Origin of the sequence: Arthrobacter sp. RAF14 (assembly GCF_052114185.1) — a bacterium.
Lineage (GTDB): Bacteria > Actinomycetota > Actinomycetes > Actinomycetales > Micrococcaceae > Arthrobacter_E.
The window spans coordinates 1319826-1340876 of the sequence record NZ_JBFREG010000001.1 but is presented as its reverse complement, the minus strand read 5'-3'; the positions used below and the strand labels follow the sequence as shown (position 1 = coordinate 1340876).

At 69.6% G+C, this 21051-nt stretch carries 15 protein-coding genes; 7 read left to right on the top strand and 8 right to left on the bottom strand.

The genetic code is table 11. The annotated features are described in order from the left end of the window. The first annotated feature begins 18 nt into the window (after nucleotides 1-18). Complete coding sequence (locus AB4Y75_RS06295) at nucleotides 19-2502, top strand: DNA gyrase/topoisomerase IV subunit A (protein ID WP_441434991.1); 2484 nt, start codon at nucleotides 19-21, stop codon at nucleotides 2500-2502. 62 nt (nucleotides 2503-2564) lie between these two features. Beyond that, on the top strand, nucleotides 2565-3083 hold the full coding sequence (locus AB4Y75_RS06290) for a DinB family protein (RefSeq protein WP_441434990.1): 519 nt from the start codon (nucleotides 2565-2567) through the stop codon (nucleotides 3081-3083). On the opposite strand, the gene AB4Y75_RS06285 is transcribed toward AB4Y75_RS06290, so the two are convergent. The 4 genes from AB4Y75_RS06285 to AB4Y75_RS06270 are packed head-to-tail and all read right to left on the bottom strand — an operon-like array spanning nucleotide 3073 to nucleotide 10135. Further along, nucleotides 3073-4044 (bottom strand): GNAT family N-acetyltransferase, encoded by a 972-nt coding sequence (locus AB4Y75_RS06285; protein WP_441434989.1) that lies wholly within the window; start codon nucleotides 4042-4044, stop codon nucleotides 3073-3075. The genes AB4Y75_RS06290 and AB4Y75_RS06285 overlap by 11 nt on opposite strands. A gap of 27 nt (nucleotides 4045-4071) precedes the next feature. After that, entirely contained in the window at nucleotides 4072-7467 is a 3396-nt protein-coding gene (gene cydD / locus AB4Y75_RS06280) for a thiol reductant ABC exporter subunit CydD (RefSeq protein ID WP_441434988.1), read from the bottom strand. Between the two features lie 3 nt (nucleotides 7468-7470). After that, complete coding sequence (gene cydB / locus AB4Y75_RS06275; RefSeq protein ID WP_441434987.1) at nucleotides 7471-8520, bottom strand: cytochrome d ubiquinol oxidase subunit II; 1050 nt, start codon at nucleotides 8518-8520, stop codon at nucleotides 7471-7473. 13 nt (nucleotides 8521-8533) lie between these two features. Further along, a complete protein-coding gene (locus AB4Y75_RS06270; RefSeq protein WP_441434986.1) occupies nucleotides 8534-10135 on the bottom strand; it encodes a cytochrome ubiquinol oxidase subunit I in 1602 nt (533 codons plus the stop codon). 234 nt (nucleotides 10136-10369) lie between these two features. On the opposite strand from AB4Y75_RS06270, the gene AB4Y75_RS06265 reads away from it, so the two are divergent. Together AB4Y75_RS06265 and AB4Y75_RS06260 are read left to right on the top strand one after the other, a co-directional pair. Then, on the top strand, nucleotides 10370-10765 hold the full coding sequence (locus AB4Y75_RS06265; protein ID WP_441434985.1) for a BlaI/MecI/CopY family transcriptional regulator: 396 nt from the start codon (nucleotides 10370-10372) through the stop codon (nucleotides 10763-10765). An 8-nt stretch (nucleotides 10766-10773) separates the two neighbouring features. Further along, nucleotides 10774-11730, top strand: a complete 957-nt coding sequence (locus AB4Y75_RS06260) for a M56 family metallopeptidase (RefSeq protein ID WP_441434984.1) — start codon at nucleotides 10774-10776, stop codon at nucleotides 11728-11730. Between the two features lie 53 nt (nucleotides 11731-11783). On the opposite strand, the gene AB4Y75_RS06255 is transcribed toward AB4Y75_RS06260, so the two are convergent. Continuing rightward, nucleotides 11784-13892: a DNA gyrase/topoisomerase IV subunit B gene (locus tag AB4Y75_RS06255; protein ID WP_441434983.1), complete on the bottom strand. Its 2109-nt coding sequence runs from the start codon at nucleotides 13890-13892 to the stop codon at nucleotides 11784-11786. A 198-nt stretch (nucleotides 13893-14090) separates the two neighbouring features. Here AB4Y75_RS06255 and AB4Y75_RS06250 point away from each other — a divergent pair, with 198 nt between their 5' ends. Further along, nucleotides 14091-14309, top strand: a complete 219-nt coding sequence (locus tag AB4Y75_RS06250) for a DUF7455 domain-containing protein (RefSeq protein WP_066212230.1) — start codon at nucleotides 14091-14093, stop codon at nucleotides 14307-14309. 171 nt (nucleotides 14310-14480) lie between these two features. On the opposite strand, the gene AB4Y75_RS06245 is transcribed toward AB4Y75_RS06250, so the two are convergent. The 3 genes from AB4Y75_RS06245 to AB4Y75_RS06235 are packed head-to-tail and all read right to left on the bottom strand — an operon-like array spanning nucleotide 14481 to nucleotide 18056. Continuing rightward, nucleotides 14481-15404, bottom strand: a complete 924-nt coding sequence (locus AB4Y75_RS06245; protein WP_441434982.1) for a MaoC family dehydratase — start codon at nucleotides 15402-15404, stop codon at nucleotides 14481-14483. Continuing rightward, complete coding sequence (locus AB4Y75_RS06240; RefSeq protein WP_441434981.1) at nucleotides 15401-16738, bottom strand: 3-oxoacyl-ACP reductase; 1338 nt, start codon at nucleotides 16736-16738, stop codon at nucleotides 15401-15403. Before AB4Y75_RS06240 ends, AB4Y75_RS06245 begins: the two co-directional genes overlap by 4 nt. A gap of 16 nt (nucleotides 16739-16754) precedes the next feature. Beyond that, nucleotides 16755-18056, bottom strand: coding sequence for an acetyl-CoA C-acetyltransferase (locus tag AB4Y75_RS06235; protein WP_441434980.1), 1302 nt, complete (start codon nucleotides 18054-18056; stop codon nucleotides 16755-16757). Between the two features lie 102 nt (nucleotides 18057-18158). Between AB4Y75_RS06235 and AB4Y75_RS06230 the strand changes: the two genes are divergently transcribed. Together AB4Y75_RS06230 and AB4Y75_RS06225 are read left to right on the top strand one after the other, a co-directional pair. Then, nucleotides 18159-18977 carry a TetR/AcrR family transcriptional regulator gene (locus tag AB4Y75_RS06230; RefSeq protein ID WP_441434979.1) on the top strand — a complete coding sequence of 273 codons (819 nt, stop codon included), beginning with the start codon at nucleotides 18159-18161 and terminating at the stop codon, nucleotides 18975-18977. Beyond that, entirely contained in the window at nucleotides 18970-21045 is a 2076-nt protein-coding gene (locus tag AB4Y75_RS06225) for an acyl-CoA dehydrogenase family protein (RefSeq protein WP_441434978.1), read from the top strand. The genes AB4Y75_RS06230 and AB4Y75_RS06225 overlap by 8 nt, the downstream gene beginning before the upstream one ends. Nucleotides 21046-21051: the final 6 nt, after the last annotated feature.

Genomic DNA, 21051 nt, shown 5'->3' with positions numbered 1-21051 from the left:
GAGGTCTTCCGTACATCCATGGCGCGCCGCACCACCACCCGGGGCACACAGCCCCTAGAGCCGTTCACCGAGAACATCGTCGAGATCGACGTCACCACGGAGATGGAGACGTCCTTCCTCGAGTACGCCTACTCGGTGATCTATTCCCGTGCCCTCCCGGACGCCCGGGACGGCATGAAGCCCGTGCAGCGGCGCATCCTGTACATGATGAGCGACATGGGCCTGCGCCCCGACAAGGGCCATGTGAAGAGTGCCCGCGTGGTGGGCGAGGTCATGGGCAAGCTGCACCCCCACGGTGACGCCGCGATCTACGACGCCATGGTCCGCATGGCCCAGGACTTCTCGCTGCGCCTGCCGCTGATCGACGGGCACGGCAACTTCGGTTCGCTCGACGACGGCCCGGCCGCACCCCGCTACACCGAGGCCCGCCTGGCGCCGGCCGCCATGGCCATGACCGGGAATCTCGACGAAGACGTGGTGGACTTCGTCCCGAACTACGACAACCAGCTCACGCAGCCCGAAGTCCTCCCGGCCGCCTTCCCGAACCTCCTGGTCAACGGCGCCTCCGGCATCGCCGTGGGCATGGCCACCAACATGGCCCCGCACAATCTGGTGGAGGTCATCGCAGGCGCCCGGCATCTCCTGGAGCACCCGGACGCCACGCTGGACGACGTCATGAAGTTCATCCCCGGCCCGGACCTCCCCGGCGGTGGCCGGATCGTGGGTCTGGACGGGATCCGCGACGCCTACGCCGCAGGCCGTGGCAGCTTCAAGACCCGGGCCAAGGTGACGGTGGAGCAGCTGTCCGCCCGCCGGACGGGCCTGGTGGTCACGGAACTGCCGTACATGGTGGGTCCGGAGAAGGTGATCGAGAAGATCAAGGATGCGGTCAACGCCAAGAAGCTGGCCGGGATCAGCGACCTGGTGGACCTGACGGACCGCCAGAACGGCCTGCGCCTGGTGATCGAGCTGAAGAACGGTTTCAACCCGCAGGCCGTCCTCCAGCAGCTCTACCGTCTGACGCCGCTGGAGGACTCCTTCGGCATCAACAACGTGACCCTCGTGGACGGCCAGCCGCGCACACTGGGCCTCCTGGAGCTGCTCCACGTCTATCTGGGCCATCGCCTGGACGTGGTCCGCCGACGCACCGCCTTCCGCCTGGGCAAGAAGAAGGACCGGCTCCACCTGGTGGAGGGTCTGCTGATCGCGATCGTGGACATCGACGAGGTCATCCAGATCATCCGCTCCAGCGACGAGGCCTCCGTGGCCCGCGAGCGGCTCATGTCCATCTACGACCTCTCCGAGGCGCAAGCCAACTACATCCTGGAACTGCGTCTCCGGCAGCTGACCAAGTACTCGCTGATCGAACTGGAGAAGGAACGGGACGAACTGCGCCGGCAGATCGCTGAGCTCGAGGAGATCCTCGGCTCGGACGCCCGGCTGCGCGAAGTGGTCTCCTCCGAGCTGGCGGAGGTCGCCGAGCAGTACGGCACGCCTCGGCGCACCGTCCTCCTGGAGAAGGAAGATGTGCCGGTCAAGGCCCTCGCCGCCGCTCCTGCGGGTAAGAAGGCGGCCGCGCAGCAGCTTCCGCTCGAGATCGCGGACGAACCCTGCTGGGTGGTCCTCAGCGCTTCCGGCGTCGTGGCCCGTACGGACTCCGCGGAGCCCCTGGCCGATCCGGGCACCCGCTCCAAGCACGACGTGTTCGTCTCCACCGTCCGCAGCACGGCGCGCGGCGAACTGGGCGCCGTGACCGACCTGGGCCGCATGCTGCGCATCCAGGTCATGGACCTGCCCGTCGTCCCCATGCCCGGCGGGGCTCCGAACCTCGCCACCAGCGTCGCGGTCAAGGACTTCCTGCCGCTGCCCAAGGGCGAGAAGGTCATCGGCATCGTCCCCCTCAATGAAGTGGTGGCCCTCGGGACCGCACAGGGCGTGGTCAAGCGCCTGCAGCCCGACTACCCCCTCAACCGTGAGGACTGGGAGGCGATCAGCCTCAAGGACAAGGACCGCGTCCTCTCGATCGCCCCCGCCCCGGACGACTCCGAACTGATCTTCGTGTCACGCTCCAGCCAGCTGCTCAGGATGGGCGCCACCGCGGTCCGGCCTCAGGGGCGCACGGCGGCCGGCATGGCGGGCATCAAACTGGCCGACGACGACGAGGCGATCTTCTTCGGCGTGGTCGCCGCGGGCGATCCCTCCGCCGTCGTGGTCACCATCGCGGGATCGTCCGACGCGCTGCCCGGCACCAGCCCCGGCGCCGCGAAAGTCAGCGATTTCGCGGAGTTCCCGGTCAAGGGCCGTGCGACCGGCGGTGTCCGGGCACATCGATTCCTGAAGGGCGAGGACCGCCTGCTCCTGGCCTGGGCCGGCCATGGTCCCGCGCGCGCGTCCAGTGCCGCGGGAGTCGCCCGGTCCCTGCCGCAGGAGCACGGCCGCCGCGATGGTTCGGGCGTGCCCCTGAGCCAGTCCGTGGATCTGATCGGCCCGAGCCTGGGCTGAGGACGGCCGTCCCCGCCCAGGCCGCCGACCGGCCCGCGGGCTTCCCTGGCTATGCTGGACCCATGGCGATTGAACCGGATGTGAAGGACTGGACCTGGGTGACCGAGAGGGTCTGCCCCGAATGCGGCTTCGACCCCGGGAACGTCCTTCCCGCGGATGTCGCCCGGGAGATCAGGACTCATCCGGCCCGGTGGGAGGCCGTTCTGGCCCGCCCCGATGTCACGGTCCGTCCGGACGAGTCGACGTGGTCGCCCCTCGAGTACGCCGCGCATGTGCGGGACGTGCTGGAGCTCTTCCGGGAGCGGCTGCACCTCATGCTGGGCCGTGATGGGGTGGAGTTCGCCAATTGGGACCAGGATGCCACCGCGGTGGCCAAGGAGTATCGCCAGGAGAGCCCCCGGCGCGTCGCGCACCAGATCGCCGAGGAGACGGACCTGACCGCCCGCGCGTTCGAGGAGGTCCCCGAGGATCTGCTGACGCATCGCGGCGTGCGGAGCAACGGCTCGCAGTTCACGGTGGGGTCGCTCTCCAGCTACTTCCTCCACGACGTGGTGCACCACCTGCACGACGTCACGGCGTAGCGGGCACCGCCTTCTCCCAGACGGGGGCGCGGTTCACCACGCGGTAGCCCACCCCTTCATAGAGCGCCAGCGCCCCGGTGCCGTTGCCGGAGTCCATGTCCAGCGCGGCCGTGGTCATCCCGTCGGCTGCGAAGCGCCGGACGGCGTCCTCCAGCAGCCCGCGGGCGAGTCCCCGGCCCCGGTGTTCCGGGTGGACGCCGATCAGCTCGGTGTAGCCCTCCACCCGACCGTGCAGGCGCTCGATCTCAGGATCGTGGCTGCCCAGGTGATAGGCCACCGGATCCCCGCTGCGCGTCTCCCGCACCACCGTGCACCACGCTCTCCGCACCTCGGGGTTCCCCACGCGGCGAGCCCAGGACTCCTCGGAGCGCGGTGCACTCCCCCAGTGACCGGCGAACGCGAGATTGTGCAGGACGCGGATCGCCTCGTCCAGCTCCGGCGTCCAGTTCAGCAGTTCATACCCGGGTGCCAGAGGCCGCTCCGGGGGCACCCGGTCCAGGCCGCGGTGCATCTCGTGGAACCAGCGCACGACCCCGAACCCCGCGGACTCCAGCAGCTGCGCCGGGCCCTCCACGTGTTCCTCGTGCTGGGCGCGCAGCGCGGTTCCGGGCAGACCACGCTCGGCGGCGATCCGGCCGGCCCGCTCCTGCTGCCAGCCGAGGACGTGCTCGCCGATGCCCCGCCGTCGCCAGTCGGGGTCCACCCCGCCTTCGCTGCGGACGACGGCGCCGTCCCCCACGGCGGTGAGCCGACCGTGGGCGCGCGGCACGCCGTCGTCGTCGAAGGCGAGGATCGCGTCGGATTCCGCGTCCTGCAGCTCGAAGAACGTCTCAAGGTCCTCCGCCTTCTCGTACCAGGTGTGCCGCTCCGCCCCGGCGATCCGGGCGATGAGCTGCGCCCACGCCGGAATGTCGGTCCGCCGCGGCGTGCGGACCAGGAGACCCCCGAATTCCTCAGTCATCCGGCCAGCCTATCCCGGGCCGTCCGGTCAGGCGCGGCGCAGCGAGCCGTCCAGCGGTTCCCGGAGTCCCAGGTCCAGCTGTCCGGCCAGGCGCGACAGATCCGGTTCGCGATGCGACACCACCACCAGCGTCTCCCCCTCCAGCGAGGTGAGGAGATCGGCCAGGAGGGCATCGGCGGCCTGGGCGTCCAGATGAGCGGTCGGCTCATCGAGCAGGAGCACGGTCGCCCCCGCCAGCACGGTCCTCGCAACGGCAAGCCGCTGCCGCTGTCCACCGGAGAGGAAGCTCCCGCCCGGGCCGATCCGAGTGTCGAGGCCATCCGGCATGCTCCGGACCACTCCGTCGAGGCCCACGCGGCGGAGGCTCTCCCAGAGCATCTCGTCACCGTCGGCCTCTCCGCGGGGCCGGGCCAAGGACAGATTGCCCCGCACGGTCGAGTCGAAGACATGCGACTCCTGCGGGCACCAGGCGATGCGCCCGGAGACGGTGACGGACCCCTCACGGGGCGGCAGGAATCCGAGGAGGGCGGCGAGCAGCGTCGACTTGCCACTGCCCGACGGACCGGAGATCCCCAGCGACCGCCCCGGCGCGGCCGAACCGCTGAGCCCGGTGAACACGGCGTCCGTGTCCGGCCACGCGACCGCCAGTCCGTCGAAGGACAGACCACTGGCCACCGCGAACGGCTCCACCGTCCGGGTTCCGTGCGACTCCTGGACGGGTTCGGGAGCGGTCGCGGCGGTCAGGCGCTCTTCCAGACGGCGGAGCGCGGGCTTCAGGCGGCTCGCCGACAGATGGGCCTGGAACGGTTCCTGGAGCGCCAGCAGCATGAAGGCGACCACGGCGGTGCGTTCCGCAAGCTCCTGTCCCGTCCCGAGGACCACCGACTGGACCACGACGGCGGCCGCACCTGCAGCGCACGCCAGGACCGTGAGCGCCAAGCCGGCGCCCTCCGCCCAGGCGGCGCGACGGAAGGCACGGACCATGGCTCCGGAGAGCCGTCCCGCCTCCACGACGGCACGCTCACTGAGGCCATTGCCCCGCAGATCCTTCCCGGCCTGCAGAGCGGCCGTGACCCAGCGCAGCAGGGCCGACTTGCTGTCCAGCACGGCGCGGCTGGAACGACGATCCGCCCACAGCGCGACCGCGGGGGCCAGGAACAGCCCCACCAGACAGACCAGGAGCGTCACCGGAACCGCGGCCGGCAGGACCAGCGCGGTGCCCACCAGCGCGAGAACCGAGGTGCCCAGGGCGATCCACCGGGGTCCCAGGACCCGGGGCAGGATGTCCCGGTACTCATCGACGTCCGCCACCACGGTGTCCAGGACGTTGCCGCCCTGCATGACCCGGCGGATGCCCAGGGACCGCCCGGAGAGACCCTCCCAGACCTGGCCGCGCAGCCGGGTGGTCAGGCGGAAGACGGCGTCGTGCATCGCCAGTCGGTCGCAGTACCGCAGGACCGCGCGGCCGATCCCGAAGAACCGCACCCCGACGATCGCGGCCATGAGGTACAGGATCGGCGGCTGCGAGCTCGCCCGGACGATCAGCCAGCCGGACAGGGCGGCCAGGGCCACGGAGAAGAGCTGTGCCAGGACGCCGAGCGCCGCCGCACGCACGAGTCGCCAGCGGGAACCGGCCAGCAGGGAGCCGGTCGCAGGCCCGGGTGTGACGCCGGACGGCGGCACCTGAGCGTTCGGCGACTCGGCGCCGTCGTCGTGCCGCTCACCGGGGGGAGTCCGGATTGCTGCCTCGGGGCCGTGGCCAGTGGCCGTGGCCTCCTGCGTCCGCGCCGCCTCGCCGTGGACCGGGACGCTGTCGTCCGCCAGTGCCAACGTTCCGGGGTCGTGGCTGACCAGGATCACGGGCAGCACGGCCGAGAGTTCGCGGAGCGAAGCGCGGATGACCTCGGCGCGTTCCGGGTCGAGGTGTGCCGTCGGCTCATCCACCAGCAGGACCTCGGCGCCGAGTTCCGCCAGCAGGAAGGCCCGCGCCAGAGCGACACGGCGCTGTTCGCCGGGGCTGAGGTCCGCGATCCGGAGATCCAGCAGGTCGTCCGCGGCGGCCAGTCGCACACTGCGCTCCAGCTGCTCCGCGGTGGCACGCTCCCCGCCCCAGAACAGCAATTCGTCGTGGACCCGCTCCCGGAGGAACTCCGGATGCTGGGGCGCATAGGCCACGGTGAGCGGGGCGGACACCGCGTCCTCCGGACGGTCGGCGTCCCTGGTTGTCCCGCCGAGGCGAAGGACCGTTCCCACCGCCCCGGCCGCCGGTTCCAGGGTGCCGGACAGGGCCGCGAGCAGGGTGCTTTTGCCGCATCCGCTCGGGCCGGTGAGGGCGGTGATCCGGCCCGGGCGCACGGTGGCGGTCACGGGTCCGAGCGTGATCCCGCGGTCCGGGAACGTCACGGCCAGCCCGTCGAGCGCGATCCCGGGCGCGGAATCGGAGGACACCCGCTCCACCTGCGTGCCGGCCGGCTCCGGAGCGTCGAGGACCGCATCCGCGGCGGCCAGCGCTAGTTTGCCGTCCTCACTCGCGTGGTAGGCGGAGCCCATCGCCCGCAGTGACTGGTAACACTCCGGAGCCAGGATGAGCGCGAGGAGACCCGCCTCAAGAGGCATCTGCCCGTGGACCAGTCGCACGCCGATCGTCACGGCCACCAGCGCCACGGAGATGGTCGCGATCAGTTCGAGCGCCAGCGCGGAGAGGAAAGCGGTCCGCAGCGTCGCCATGGACTCCTTACGGTGCTGCTCGCCCACTGCCTCCAGCGCCGCGCGCTGGTCCTTCGAACGGCCCAGCCCGAGGAGCACCGGCAGACCCCGGGCGAGTTCCACCAGGTGCGAGGACAGGACGTCCAGCGAACGGTAGGCCTTCGCGAGGCTCTCCTGGCTGTGCCTTCCGATCAGGACCATGAACAGCGGCACCAGCGGGATGGTCAGCACGATGATCAGCGCGCTGAGCCAATCGGCCAGCAGGATCCGCGCGCCGAGGATCAACGGCACCGTGGCGCAGTTGACCAGGCTGGGCAGGAATTCCGTGTAGTAGCGGTCCAGTTCGTCCAGCCGGCGGGTGGCCAGCAGCGCGTCGGCTCCCCGTCCGCGGGACGACGCCGGCCGGCGTCCACCGAGGAGCGCTCCGAGCAGGCGGGTCCGCAGGCTCTCCTTGACCTCGACGACGGCGGACCGCGCGGCGACCGACTGCCCCCACGCGGAGCCCGCCCGGAGCAGGGCCCCGAGCACTCCGCCGATGACCAGCGTGACGAGCGTTCCGCCGTCGTCGGCCCGGCCCGCGGCAAGCAGGGCGATCCCGCCTGCCAGGGCCTGGGCCAGCAGCACCAGCCCGAGGGCATTGACCGCTCCGAGGAGGCCCATCAGGTAAAGGGGCCCCCTCGGCCCGGGTGGGAAGGGTGATGTCCTGGTGGCCGCCATGCGCTAGGACTGCCTGGTGAGCGCCCGCTGCAGGACGGCGGGGAGCACCGTGTGGGACTGCGGGATCAGATCCGCGCTGATCCGGCGGCGGAACACCCAGTAGGTCCACGCCTGGTAGGCGATGACGAGCGGCAGGCCGATGCAGGCGACCACCGTCATGAGGCCCAGGGTGTAGTCGCTGGAGGAGGCGTTCGAAATGGTCAGGTCGAACGCCGGGTCCAGGGTGGACGGCAGGACCACCGGGTACACCGCGGAGAAGATGGCCGCCGTGCCGCCGGCCAGGAAGACGCCCAGCAGGATGAAGGCCCTGCCCTCCTGCGCCTTGCGCGCCAGGAGCCAGGCGCAGACCGCCGCGACCACGGCCAGCCCGGTGAGGGCCCAGCTCCACCACTTGCCGTGCTGGAACTGCACCAGCAGGACCCAACCTGCGATCGGGACCAGGCCGAGAGGCAGCCAGCGGATCAGCCAGCGGCGTGCACGGTGCCGGATCTCGCCGTCGGTCTTGAGCATGAGGAACGCCAGGGCGTGCACCAGCGCGAACAGCACGACGGCGAAACCGCCGAGAATCGCGGGCGGGGTGAGCCAGGCGAAGGCTCCGCCCACGCGGTCACCGTTCGCATTCAGCGGCAGGCCCGTGGTGCTCAGCGCGAGAGCCGCCCCCACGCCGAACGCCGCCACGAAGGACCCCAGGGCGATCGCCCAGTCCCAGCTCGTGCGCCAGCGGTCCGTGTTGATCTTCCCGCGGTATTCGAAGGCCACGGCGCGGAAGATCAGGCCCAGCAGAACCAGCAGGAGCGGGAGGTACAGGGCGGAGAACAGGGAGGCGTACCAGTTCGGGAAGGCGGCGAAGGTGGCGCCGCCGGCCGTGAGGAGCCAGACTTCGTTCCCGTCCCAGACGGGGCCGACGGTGTTGAGCAGGACGCGGCGTTCCTTGTCGTTCCTGGCGAACAGCTTCATGAGCATGCCGACGCCGAGGTCGAAACCTTCCAGGAAGAGGTAGCCGGTCCAGAGGACGGCGATGGCGATGAACCAGATGGTGGGCAGGGTTTCCATGCTGTCTCTCCTCTCAGTAGGCGAAGGCCAGGACGTCGGTCTCCCGGCGGGAGCCTCCACGTCCGTCGTCGGGGGTGTCGTCGTCAGGCGTGTCGTCGTCGTGGTGCGCGAGCTCCGGCATGGCCGAGGCCACGCCGCCGCGGATGTAGGTGGTCAGGAGCTTGATCTCGACCACCATGAGGACCGCGTAGACCGTGGTCAGGGCGATGAGCGAGGTGAGGATCTCCGCCGCCGAGACACCCGGCGAGACGGCCGCCGCGGTGTACATGAAGACGGGATCGACTCCGTTCATATCGGGATTCGGGGCGACCACGAACGGCTGACGGCCCATCTCCGTGAAGATCCAGCCCGCGGCGTTGGCTCCGAAGGGGGCCAGGATGCCGAACACGGCCAGCCGCATGAGCCAGCGGCTCGCGGGCACGGTCCCCCGCCGGGTCAGCCAGAGGGCGGCGACGGCGGCGAGAGCGGCCAGTCCGCCGAAGCCGATCATCATCCGGAAGCCCCAGTAGGTGACCTCCATGACGGGGACGTACTGGATCTCCTTGCCCGCCCTGTCGCCGAGCTTGGGGTCGTTGGGCAGGTGGGTGCCGTATTTCTCCTGGTATTCCGGCACCAGGGAGTTCACACCCTTCACCGAAGTGGTGAAGTCGCCCTTGGCCAGGAAGGAGAGGAGGCCCGGGACTTCGATCACGGCCACGATGTTGGAGCAGTCCTTGGAGCCGAGGTCGCCGACGCTGAGCACGGAGAACTGGGTGCCGTCATGGCAGGCAGCTTCGGCGGCGGCCATCTTCATGGGCTGCTGCTCGAACATGAGCTTGCCCTGCAGGTCACCGGTGATCGAGGTGCCTGCGAAGGAGATGGCTGCGACGACGGCGCCGATCCTGAGCGAGCGCAGCCAGACGGCGTGGTCGGTCTTGTCACGGCCGGGGACCGAGCGCGCCTCGCCCACCACTACGCGACCGGAGGCGTCCACCGTGTCGATGCCGTCGGTCCGGCGCCGCCAGAGGTGGTACCAGGCGATGCCCAGGAGGAATCCGCCCGCCACCGCGAGGGCGCCCATGATGGTGTGGCTGAAGGCCACCACGGCGGTGTTGTTGGTGAACACCGCCCAGGCGTCCACCATGCGTCCGCGCCCGCCCTCCAGGGTCACTCCCACGGGGTGCTGCATCCAGCTGTTGGCCACGATGATGAAGTACGCGGAGATGACGGAGCCGATCACGGCGATCCAGAGGCAGGCGAGGTGCACGCCCTTCTTCAGCTGCTTCCAGCCGAAGATCCAGAGGCCCAGGAAGGTGGACTCGACGAAGAAGGCGAGGAGGGCCTCCATCGCCAGCGGAGCGCCGAACACATCACCGACGAAGCGGCTGTACTCGCTCCACGCCATGCCGAACTGGAACTCCTGGACGATGCCGGTGGCCACGCCCATGATGAAGTTGATGAGGAAGAGCTTCCCCCAGAACTTGGTCATGCGCAGGTACTCGGCCTTGCCGGTGCGATGCCAGAGCGTCTGCATGAAGGCCACCACGAGGCCGAGGCCGATCGTGAGCGGCACCATCATGAAGTGATACACGGTGGTGATGCCGAATTGCCACCGCGCGACTTCCAAGGCGTCCATGGATTCCTCATTCCCTCGTCGAGGCACAACTTCTACGTTTCGTAGAAAACCTTCTTCTACAGAGTGTAGAACAAAAAGGGCCGTTGCGCCGCTCCACGTGACACGCGAGACAGAGGCTTCTACTGGACGTAGAAAAACGGGCCGAAACAGGATAGATTTATAGCTGCGCACCCACTGGGGACAACCGTCTCCCGAGGGTCATCATCAGCATTACAGAGGAGATGGACGCTTTCAATGGCAAGCCTCGGGGATCTTGAGCGATCCGTCATGGACCTGCTGTGGGCCGGGCCGGAGGCCACCACGGCCAACGACCTTCGTGATCAGCTCGCCAGCACCGACGCGGCCAGCGGAGGCAAGGAACTCGCCGTGACCACGGTTCTCACCGTGCTCTCCCGGCTGGAGAAGAAGGGGCTGGTGGCCCGTGAACGGGGAACCCGCCCGCACCGCTACCGTGCCGTGTCCACCCGCGCCGAACACACCGCCGAACTGATGCGGGAGGTGCTGGGGTCCGCTCCGGACCGCGAGGCCGTCCTGGCACGCTTCGTGGGATCCGTCAGTCCCGCCGAGGCCGATGCCCTCCGCCGCCTGCTGAACGTGGATCCCTCCTCGGACATCCCGACCAGCAGCTGAGGCATGCGGTGCTGATCACCGCCTGGTTCCTGGCGGTTCTCGCGATCATCCTCGCCTGGCCGGCGCCGGTCCTCCTGGCCCGGAGTTCCTGGCCGTCCCGCTCCCCCTTCGCCGCCGTGGTCCTCTGGCAGGCCATCGGTCTCGCCGGAGGGCTCTCCATGATCGGCGCCATGCTCTGCTACGGGCTGGAACCGCTCGGTGACAATCTGGTCGCAGGACTGCGTGCCCTGGCGCTGGTGATGCTGGGCAGCCAGTCGACCGAAGACCTGGGGTTCTGGCACGCCTTCGCCCTGTCGACGGCAGGCGTCCTGACCGTGCACCTGCTCTTCACCCTCCTGCTCACCTATGTGCGCATCAGCACCGAACGACGCCGGCACCGCGAGCTCCTCGGCATTCTCAGCCGGCCGCACGGCGACTCCGGGACCGTGGTGATCGCCCACTCGGCGCCCGTGGCGTACTGCCTTCCCGGTGGCGCCCATTCGATCACGGTCCTGTCCGACTCACTCATGGAGGCCCTGGACGAGCGGGAACTGAACGCCGTCCTCGCCCACGAAGGCAGCCACCTGACGCAGCGGCATCACCTGCTGCTCTGGGCCTTCGCCGCCTGGCGGGCCGCCCTGCCGTGGCTTCCCACCACCCGCGTCGCACAGCGCGCGGTGAACGAGCTGCTCGAGATGCTCGCCGACGACGCCGCCTTGAAGGTCAGCGACGCCGGCACCCTGGTGCGCGCGGTCGTCGTCGTCGCGGATGGGCAGCAGCCGCGCCGCACCCCCCTGGAATCTGAACCGGTTCTGGCCGGTGACGACGCCGCCGTCTCGGCGACCACCGTGGCACGGGTGAAGCGGCTCCTCGGTGGTGCTCCCGCGCTCCCGGCGGCACAGCGCCTCCTGGTCCTGGCGTCCTCGGTGCTGTTGCTCCTGGTGCCGACGGCCCTGCTGATCGTGCCGGGGCTCATCCACTTCTAGGACGTCCAGCTCCGGCCCTCGGGCTCCGTCCAGGCTGGAAACGCTGAGCCCGGTCAGGCGTCGATGCGCTCCCGGTCGAGGTGCTGCGCTCCGGCGACGATGAAGTCCTTGCGGGGCGCCACCTCGGAGCCCATGAGGAGTTCGAAGACCCGTTCGGCGCTCTCCGCGCTGTCGATGCTCACCCGCCGCAGGGTGCGGTGCCGGGGATCCATGGTGGTCTCGGCCAGCTGATCGGCGTCCATCTCGCCCAGACCCTTATAGCGCTGGATCGGTTCCTTGTACCGCTTGCCCTCCGACTGGAGACGGTCCAGGAGCACGTGAAGCTCCTGCTCGGAATAGGTGTAGATGACCTCGTTCGCCTTGGAACCGGCGTTGATCACCTCCACCCGGTGCAGGGGCGGCACGGCGGCGTAGACCCGGCCGGCCTCCACGAGGGGCCGCATGTAGCGGTAGAAGAGGGTGAGCAGCAGGGTGCGGATGTGCGCGCCGTCCACGTCGGCGTCGGTCATGAGGACCACTTTGCCGTAGCGGGCGGCGTCCAGGTCGAAGCTGCGGCCCGAACCGGCGCCCACCACCTGGATCAGGGCTGCGCACTCGGCGTTGGAGAGCATGTCCCCCACGGACGCCTTCTGGACGTTGAGGATCTTGCCGCGGATGGGCAGCAGCGCCTGGAAGTCCGAGGAACGGGCCAGCTTGGCCGTGCCCAGCGCGGAGTCCCCCTCCACGATGAACAGCTCGGAGCGATCCACGTCACTGCTGCGGCAGTCCGCGAGCTTGCTCGGCATGGTGGAGGACTCCAGGGCGTTCTTCCGCCGCTGCGTCTCCTTGTGCACCCGCGCCGAGACGCGGGACTTCATCTCGTTGACGACCTTCTCCAGCAGGAGTGCCGCCTGAGCCTTGTCATTGCGGTTACTGGACGTCAGGCGGGTGGTGATCTCCTTCTCCACCACGCGGGAGACGATCGCGCGCACCGCGGGGGTGCCCAGGATCTCCTTGGTCTGGCCTTCGAACTGCGGTTCGGCGAGGCGGACCGTGAGGACGGCGGTCAGGCCGGCCATGACGTCGTCCTTCTCCACCTTGTCGTTGCCGGCCTTCAGCTTCCGGGCGTTGGCCTCGACCTGCTTGCGGAACGTCTTCAGCAGCGCCTGCTCGAAGCCGGCCAGGTGGGTGCCGCCCTTGGGGGTGGCGATAATGTTCACGAAGCTGCGCACCGTGGTGTCGTAGCCGATGCCCCAGCGCAGGGCGATGTCCACCTCGCAGTGACGCTCCACTTCGGCCAGCTGACTGTGTCCGTGCTCGTCGAGCACCGGCACCGTCTCCTTGAAGGTCCCGGAGCCGTTCAGCCGCCAGATGTCCGTGACGGCGGAGTCCGCGGCGAGGAATTCGGCGAACTCGGAGGTCCCACCGTCGTGGTGGAAGACCTCCTCATACGGCCCGTCGGCGCCGGGGGTTCCGGCGAGGCGGCGCTCGTCCCGGACCGTGATCTTGAGCCCGGGCACCAGGAAGGAGGTCTGACGGGCCCGGCCGGTGAGTTCGTCATACAGGAACTTGGCGTCCGGGGTGAAGATCTGCCGGTCGGCCCAGTACCGGATGCGGGTGCCCGTGACGCCGCGCTTGGCCTTGCCCACCACGTCCAGCATGGAGTTCTCCAGGAACGGCACGAACTTCGCGTCCGGCTTCGGCTTGCCGCTGCCGTCCTCGAAACGGCCGGGCTCACCCCGGCGGAACGACATCTGATAGGTCTTGCTGCCGCGGTCCACTTGGACGTCCAGGCGTGCGGAGAGGGCATTGACCACGGAGGCGCCCACGCCGTGCAGACCACCCGAGGCGTTGTAGGAGCCGCCGCCGAACTTGCCGCCSGCRTGCAGTTTCGTGAACACGACCTCGACGCCGGTGAGCCCGGTCTTCGGCTCGATGTCCACCGGGATGCCGCGGCCGTCGTCGTGCACCTCCACCGAGTTGTCGGCGTGCAGGATCACCTTGATGTCGTGTCCGTACCCGGCCAGGGCCTCATCGACGGCGTTGTCGATGATCTCCCAGAGGCAGTGCATGAGGCCACGGGAATCGTTGGATCCGATGTACATGCCCGGGCGTTTGCGGACAGCTTCCAGCCCTTCCAGGACGGAGAGGTGCCGGGCGTTGTATTCCGAACTCGGTGACACGGGTGGTGGACTCCTTTGGGGCCTGAAGACGCTCTTTTCAGAGTAGCGGCAACGGCCACCCTCCCCGCGCAGGCGCACCGTGAGAGACGCCACGACGAGACGCCCGACTACGCGCAGAGCGAAAGAGACCGAATTGTGGCATGTTCCGGGCCTGTCCGCTGGTTATATAGACGTACAGAACTTTCAAAGGAGGCCCCGATGTCAACAGCAATTGCGGAACGTACGCTCAACGCGGCTGACCGTTGCGACCGTTGCGGCGCCCAGGCATTTGTCCGGGTGGTGCTTGAGGCCTCCGGCGGGGAGCTCCTCTTCTGCGGGCACCACGCCCGCGCCGTGGAAGCGACCCTGAAGCCCCTGAGCCGTGAATGGCACGACGAGACCTCCCGTCTCCTGGAGAAGGAAGTCGTCGTCGACTAGGAGTTCCGTTCCAGTGGACGTTCCGTTCCAGGCATCGCGCCTGAAGCAGAACGGCTCTGAAACTGAACGAAACGGAAGTGCCCSGTCCCCTGAGGGACCGGGCACTTCCGCGTTCGGGGGCTGACTCATCGGGGCCGGTCGTGTCCGGACCGGCCCCTGCGAGTCAGCCGGTCAGAAGGCGCTCCGGTTCAGCGGCTCCACGGTCCCGTGAAAATGCCGCCGGGCGCTGCGCTGGTTCCAGGCCTGGAATTCCGTGCCGGACCATTCGCCCGCGGGCGCCTCGTCGCGGATGCCCACGGCGACCGTGGCGGGCAGATACACCGGAGCTTCGAAGGTGACATGCCAGCGGATGCCCGCCTCGCTGTCGTGACCGGATTCGGCCAGGGCGCGCGCCACGGAGTACATCCCGTGGGCGATCGACGTCTTCATGCCGAGAGCCTTGGCGCTCAGCGCGCTGAGGTGGATGGGGTTGTAATCCCCGGATACCGCGGCGTAATCCCGGCCCGTGTCCACACCCAGACGCCACTGTCCCGTGGGCACCGGAGGACGGAACTCCTCCCGCTCGGCCGCCGGGATGGCGGTGTCCACGCCGGGGAGGAAGACCCCCTTGGCCAGGTACCGAGACGTGCCGCGCCACAGCAGGTCCTCCGAGCCGGGTTCGAGGACCTCCGCCACCATGTCCACCAGCGTTCCGGACCGGTGGGCCAGCAGACCTGCCGCGTGGGCACGCACCGTCAGACCGGTCCCGAACGGGACGGGGGCGAAGTGCTCCACCGTGTTCTCCAGGTGGACCAGTCCGAGCAGCGGCAGCGGGAAGTCGTCCCGCGTCATGACGCTCATGGCCACCGGAAACGCGAGCGTGTGCACGTAGGCGGAGGGCAGTTCGGTCCGCACCGTCCCGTGCACCAGGCGCTGAAACGCCGTGACACGGTCGACGTCGGCCGTCACCGAGTGCACCTCGTGGACGGCGCGCGGCACGGTGACCGGCTGGCCCTTCTTCAGCAGACGCTGCTTCGCCGCGGTCCCGGCGGCGTTGAGGTAAAGCCTGGCCAGCGACGGCACCTCCTGGAGGATGACCGTCTGCTCGCCGCTCATGCCCCCACCAGATTCTGGCCGCACACCCGCAGCACCTCGCCATTGACCCCGCCCGCGGCGTCGCTGGCGAGGAAGGCGATCGCCTCCGCGACGTCACCGGGCTGACCACCCTGCTGGAGGGAGTTCAGGCGGCGCGCCACCTCACGGGTCGCGAACGGGACACGGGCCGTCATCTCGGTCTCGATGAAACCGGGGGCCACGGCGTTGATGGTGCCGCCGAGCCGGGCCATGCTCTCCGCGGTGGCCTGCACCATCCCGATCACGGCCGCCTTCGACGCCCCGTAGTTGGTCTGGCCGCGGTTGCCGGCGATGCCGGACGTGGAGGCCAGGCTCACGATGCGGGGCCGGTCGCTGAACAGCTCCGACTCGAGGAACACCTCGTTCATGCGCAATTGCGAGGCGATGTTGACCGCGATCACGCTGTCCCACCGGGCCGGATCCATATTGGCCAGGAGCTTGTCCCGCGTGATGCCCGCGTTGTGCACCACGATGTCCAGGCGGCCGAAACGCTCCTCGGCGACGCGGAGGATCTTCGCGGCCGCGTCGGGGGCGGTGATGTCCGCCTGCAGGGCGATGCCGCCCACCCGGTTGGCCACCTGGGCCAGCTGCTCCCCCGCCGCCGGAACGTCCACGAGGATGGTTCGTGCGCCATCACGGCTCAGGGTCTTCGCAATCGCGGCGCCGATGCCCCGCGCCGCGCCGGTGACCACGGCCACCCGGCCCTCCAGCGGGCGGACGCCGCCGTCCGGGCGGGCCTCCGAGCCGGTGACCCGGAGGAACTGCCCGTCCACGAAGGCGGACCGTGCCGAGAGGAAGAACCGGAGCACCCCGAGGGCTGCCGGGCTGTCGGCGGGGACATCCTCTTCGAGCACCATGCCGTTCGCCGTGGCCCCGGCACGGAGTTCCTTGGCCAGGGACCGGGTGAAGCCGTCCACCGCGCGCCGCGCGGCCGACGTCGCCGGATCACCCGCGGCGCCCGGTTCCCGGGAGATGGTCACCACACGGCCCGAGGGGCGGAGCTGACGCAGCAGCTGACCGGCTTCCTGCACCGGAGCCGACAGGTCGTCCGGATGGCTCAGGCCGTCCAGGACCAGGACGAGCGCGGCGAGTTTCTCCGAGCCGCCCACGGAGCGCCGGACGTCGAGATCCCAGGCCAGTAGCTCGGCCGCGACCCCATCGGCGCCCGCCCCGCGGCCCAGCACCACGACGGGCCCCTCCAGCAACGGCTGGCCCGGCGTGTAGCGGCGCAAAACGGCCGGCTGCGGCAGTCCGAGCTTCCGGGCGAGATCACGGCCGAAGCCGCGGCTGACGAATTCTGTATACTTGTCTGCCATGTTCCGTTCCTGCCGCTCAGTATGCTTCGAGGATCGCGACGACGCCCTGGCCGCCGGCCGCGCAGACCGAGACCAGGCCGCGGGCCGGTCGCCCGTCCACCCGGCCCTTCTCGTGCAGCGCCTTGGCGAGGGTGGCCACGATGCGGCCACCGGTGGCCGCGAAGGGGTGCCCTGCCGCCAGCGAGGAGCCGTTGACGTTGAGCTTGGCGCGGTCGATCGACCCGAGCGGCGCGTCCAGGCCCAGACGGTCGCGGCAGAATTCCGGGTCCTCCCAGGCCGCGAGGGTGCTGAGGACCGTTCCGGCGAAGGCCTCGTGGATCTCGAAGAAGTCGATGTCGTCGAAGGTCAGGCCGTTGCGGGCCAGCAGGCGCGGGACCGCGTAGGCCGGGGCCATCAGGAGCCCTTCCTTGCCGTGCACGAAGTCGACGGCGGCCGCCTCGCCGTCCAGCACGGTGGCGAGCTTGGGCAGCTCGTGGTCATCGGCCCACTCTTCGGAGGCCAGCAGCACGGCGGAGGCCCCGTCCGTGAGCGGAGTCGAGTTGCCGGCCGTCATGGTGGCCGGGGCGGGCAGGCTCTTGCCGAAGACGGGAGAGAGCTTGGCGAGCTTCTCCAGCGAGGTGTCCGCCCGCAGGTTCGAGTCGCGGCTCAGACCTCGGTAAGCGGTGACGAGGTCCTCGAAGAAGCCGCGGTCGTACGCCGCCGCGAGGTTCTTGTGGCTGGCCAGGGCGAGCTCGTCCTGTGCCTCGCGCGTGACTCCCCATTCCGCCGTCGTGATGGCCTGGTGCTCCCCCATGGAGAGCCCGGTGCGCGGCTCGCCCGTGCCCGGCGCATTGGGCGCCAGGTCCTTGGGCCGGAGCTTCGACAGCGCCTTGAGCTTCTGCTGGGCCGTCTTGGCGCGGTTCAATTCGAGCAGGATCCGGCGGAGGCCCTCGCTCACGGCGATCGGCGCGTCGGAGGCGGAGTCGACACCACCGGCGATCGCGGAGTCGATCTGCCCGAGCTTGATCTTGTTGGCCAGGCCCAGCACAGTCTCCAGTCCGGTGGCGCAGGCCTGCTGAAGGTCATAGGCCGGGGTGTCGGGCGCCAAGGCTGAGCCCAGGACCGCTTCACGCGTCAGGTTGAAGTCCCGGGAGTGCTTCAGCACGGCTCCGGCGGCCACCTCTCCGATGCGCTCGCCCTGGAGCCCGAAACGTGCCACGAGTCCGTCCAGAGCCGCCGTCAGCATGTCCTGATTGGAGGCGGTGGCGTAAGCGCCGTTGGCGCGGGCGAAGGGGATGCGATTGCCGCCGACGACGACGGCCTTCCGTACGGTGGTCATGTTCCGCTCCAGTTCTGCACGGGCTGTTGTGGGGCACCCGTGCGGCAGGGGTTTTTCATCGGTGAGTTACTGATACCCAGCGTACCTGATACGCTGAGTATCGTGAACCCCGTCACACAGCAGCGCGCCGCGTCCCGGCAGGCCCTTCCGGCCGAGCCGGAGAGCCCCGGCGGCGACGAAGCCACCGCCAGTACCGACGGCCGTGCCGCCCGCTGGCAGCACCACCGCCTGCAGCGCCGCGCCGAACTCATCCGGGCCGCCCGCCGGGCGGTCCACCGCCTCGGCCCCGAGGCCTCCATGGAGGACATCGCGTCCTCGGCCGGCACCTCCAAGTCCGTCTTCTACCGTTACTTCGGCGACAAATCGGGCCTGCAGCAGGCCGTCGGCGAAGTGGTCCTGGACCGGATGCAGGCCAGGATCCGCGAAGCGGTGCAGGAGGCCCCCTCACCCGCCGAGGGCCTGTTCGCCATGGTGAACGCCTATTTGCAGATGGCCGAGACGTCACCCAACGTCTACGCCTTCGTGACGCAGCGCAACAGCGGCGAGAACGGGGGGCCCGGCCCGGCGCAGGACGCCACCTTCGGGCACTTCCTCAACGCCGTGACGGACATGATCGCCCAGCCCATGGCGGAACTCCTGGCCGAGCCGGGCGCGCTGCTGGACTACTGGCCCCGCGCGGCCATCGGCCTGGTGCGCGCCGCGGGCGAGCAGTGGCTCCAGAGCCCGCCCGGCCCCCAGCGCCCCAGCCAGGCGGACATGGCCACGACGGTCACCTCCTGGCTCGTGGACGGCGTGCGGCCCATGGTCGCCCCACCCGCTCCCACGGACCGGCATCACGCAGACCAACACCACGAATCCAGGCACGCGGGCACCACACCCCGGCCTGCCCCGATCCCCGGAAAGGAAGAGCACCATGACTGAAGCACTCCAGAACGTGCGCCGCAGCGAGAAGCAGGATGCCGGCAAGGAACCCCGCGTGGATGTCGCGCTCCTCGGTGAGCGCCTCCTCGGCGCCTGGGCGGAGGTCCGCCGCGAGGCGCGGGCCCTGGCCGGCAAGGAGGAGTTCCACAAGATCGAAGGCATCACCCACGTGGACCACCGCGCCCGGGTGTTCGAGCAGCTCAAGGGACTCGTGGAACACGGCGCCGTGCACCGCGCCTTCCCCGCACGGTTCGGCGGCTCGGACGATCATGGCGGGAACATCGCCGGCTTCGAGGAACTCGTGACCGCCGACCCGTCCCTGCAGATCAAGGCCGGTGTGCAGTGGGGCCTGTTCGGCGCGGCGGTGCTGCACCTCGGCACCGAGAAGCACCATGAGAAGTGGCTCCCGTCCATCATGTCCCTGGAGACGCCGGGCGCGTTCGCCATGACGGAGATGGGCCACGGTTCGGATGTCGCGAGCATCGGCACCACCGCCACCTATGACCCCGCCACGGAAGAGTTCGTGATCAACACGCCCTTCAAGGCGGCCTGGAAGGACTACCTCGGCAACGCTGCGAAGGACGGCCTCGCCGCCGTCGTCTTCGCTCAGCTGATCACCCAGGGCGTCAATCACGGCGTGCACGCCTTCTACGTGCCGATCCGCGACGTGGAGACCAAGGAATTCCTGCCGGGCATCGGCGGGGAGGACGACGGCGTCAAGGGCGGCTTGAACGGCATCGACAACGGCCGCCTGCACTTCACTGGGGTGCGGATCCCCCGCGAGAACCTGCTCAACCGCTATGGCGACGTCGACGCCGACGGGAAGTACTCCTCCCCCATCGCCAGCCCGGGCCGCCGGTTCTTCACCATGCTGGGCACCCTGGTCCAGGGCCGTGTCTCCCTGGACGGTGCGAGTGTCGCCGCCAGCAAGATCGCGCTGGCTTCCGCCATCCGCTATGCCAGCCAGCGGCGGCAGTTCAACGCGGGCTCCCCGGTGGATGAGGAAGTCCTGCTCGACTACCAGCGCCACCAGCGCCGGCTCTTCACCCGGCTCGCCACCACGTACGCGGCCAGCTTCGCCCACGAGCAGCTGCTCGAGAAGTTCGACGCCGTGTTCTCCGGCAAGCAGGACACCGACGAGGACCGCCAGGATCTGGAGACGCTGGCCGCGGCCCTCAAGCCGCTGAGCACCTGGCACGCCCTCGACACCCTCCAGGAATGCCGCGAGGCCTGCGGTGGCGCCGGCTTCCTGATCGAGAACCGTTTCGCCTCGCTCCGCGCGGACCTCGACGTCTACGCGACCTTCGAGGGCGACAACACGGTGCTCCTCCAGCTCGTGGCCAAGCGCCTGCTGGCGGATTACGCCAAGGAGTTCCGGAACGTGGACTTCGGCGTCATGGCGCGCTTCGTGGCGGCCCAGGCGTCCGACGTCGCGCTCAACCGCACCGGCCTGCGTCAGGTGGCGCAGTTCGTCGCCGACACCGGCCTGCCGCAGAAGTCCGCGCTGGCCCTGAAGGACGAGGAGAGCCAGCGGAACCTGCTCACCAGCCGCGTCCAGAGCATGGTCTCCGAGGTCGGCGCCGCGCTCAAGGGAGCCAACAAGCTCCCGCAGGCCAAGGCCGCGGCCCTGTTCAACGAGCACCAGGATCAGCTGATCGAGGCGGCACGCGCCCATGCCGAGCTCCTGCAGTGGGAGGCGTTCACCGAAGGCCTCCGCGGTATCGAGGATGCCGGCACGCGCGAGGTCCTGACCTCGGTCCGCGATCTCTTCGGGCTCTCTCTGATCGAGAAGCACCTCTCCTGGTACCTCATGAACGGGCGCCTCTCCATGCAGCGTGCCCGGACGGTCGGCGATTACATCAACCGCCTGCTGGTGCGCATCCGTCCGCATGCGCTGGACCTGGTGGACGCCTTCGGCTACGGCCAGGAGCACATCCGCTCCACGGTCGGCAGCGGAGCAGAGCTGGTCCGGCAGGACGAGGCCCGGTCCTACTACCGCACGCTGCGTGCCTCGGGCGATGCTCCGGTGGACGAGAAGGTCCTCCTGGAGCGGGCCAAGCGGAAGTAGACCGCC

Coding starts and splice junctions, on each gene's coding strand:
- AB4Y75_RS06295 (WP_441434991.1), top strand. CDS start 19: ATGGCGCGCCGCACCACCACCCGGGGCACACAGCCCCTAGAGCCGTTC.
- AB4Y75_RS06290 (WP_441434990.1), top strand. CDS start 2,565: ATGGCGATTGAACCGGATGTGAAGGACTGGACCTGGGTGACCGAGAGG.
- AB4Y75_RS06285 (WP_441434989.1), bottom strand. CDS start 4,044: ATGACTGAGGAATTCGGGGGTCTCCTGGTCCGCACGCCGCGGCGGACC.
- cydD (WP_441434988.1), bottom strand. CDS start 7,467: ATGGCGGCCACCAGGACATCACCCTTCCCACCCGGGCCGAGGGGGCCC.
- cydB (WP_441434987.1), bottom strand. CDS start 8,520: ATGGAAACCCTGCCCACCATCTGGTTCATCGCCATCGCCGTCCTCTGG.
- AB4Y75_RS06270 (WP_441434986.1), bottom strand. CDS start 10,135: ATGGACGCCTTGGAAGTCGCGCGGTGGCAATTCGGCATCACCACCGTG.
- AB4Y75_RS06265 (WP_441434985.1), top strand. CDS start 10,370: ATGGCAAGCCTCGGGGATCTTGAGCGATCCGTCATGGACCTGCTGTGG.
- AB4Y75_RS06250 (WP_066212230.1), top strand. CDS start 14,091: ATGTCAACAGCAATTGCGGAACGTACGCTCAACGCGGCTGACCGTTGC.
- AB4Y75_RS06245 (WP_441434982.1), bottom strand. CDS start 15,404: ATGAGCGGCGAGCAGACGGTCATCCTCCAGGAGGTGCCGTCGCTGGCC.
- AB4Y75_RS06240 (WP_441434981.1), bottom strand. CDS start 16,738: ATGGCAGACAAGTATACAGAATTCGTCAGCCGCGGCTTCGGCCGTGAT.
- AB4Y75_RS06235 (WP_441434980.1), bottom strand. CDS start 18,056: ATGACCACCGTACGGAAGGCCGTCGTCGTCGGCGGCAATCGCATCCCC.
- AB4Y75_RS06225 (WP_441434978.1), top strand. CDS start 18,970: ATGACTGAAGCACTCCAGAACGTGCGCCGCAGCGAGAAGCAGGATGCC.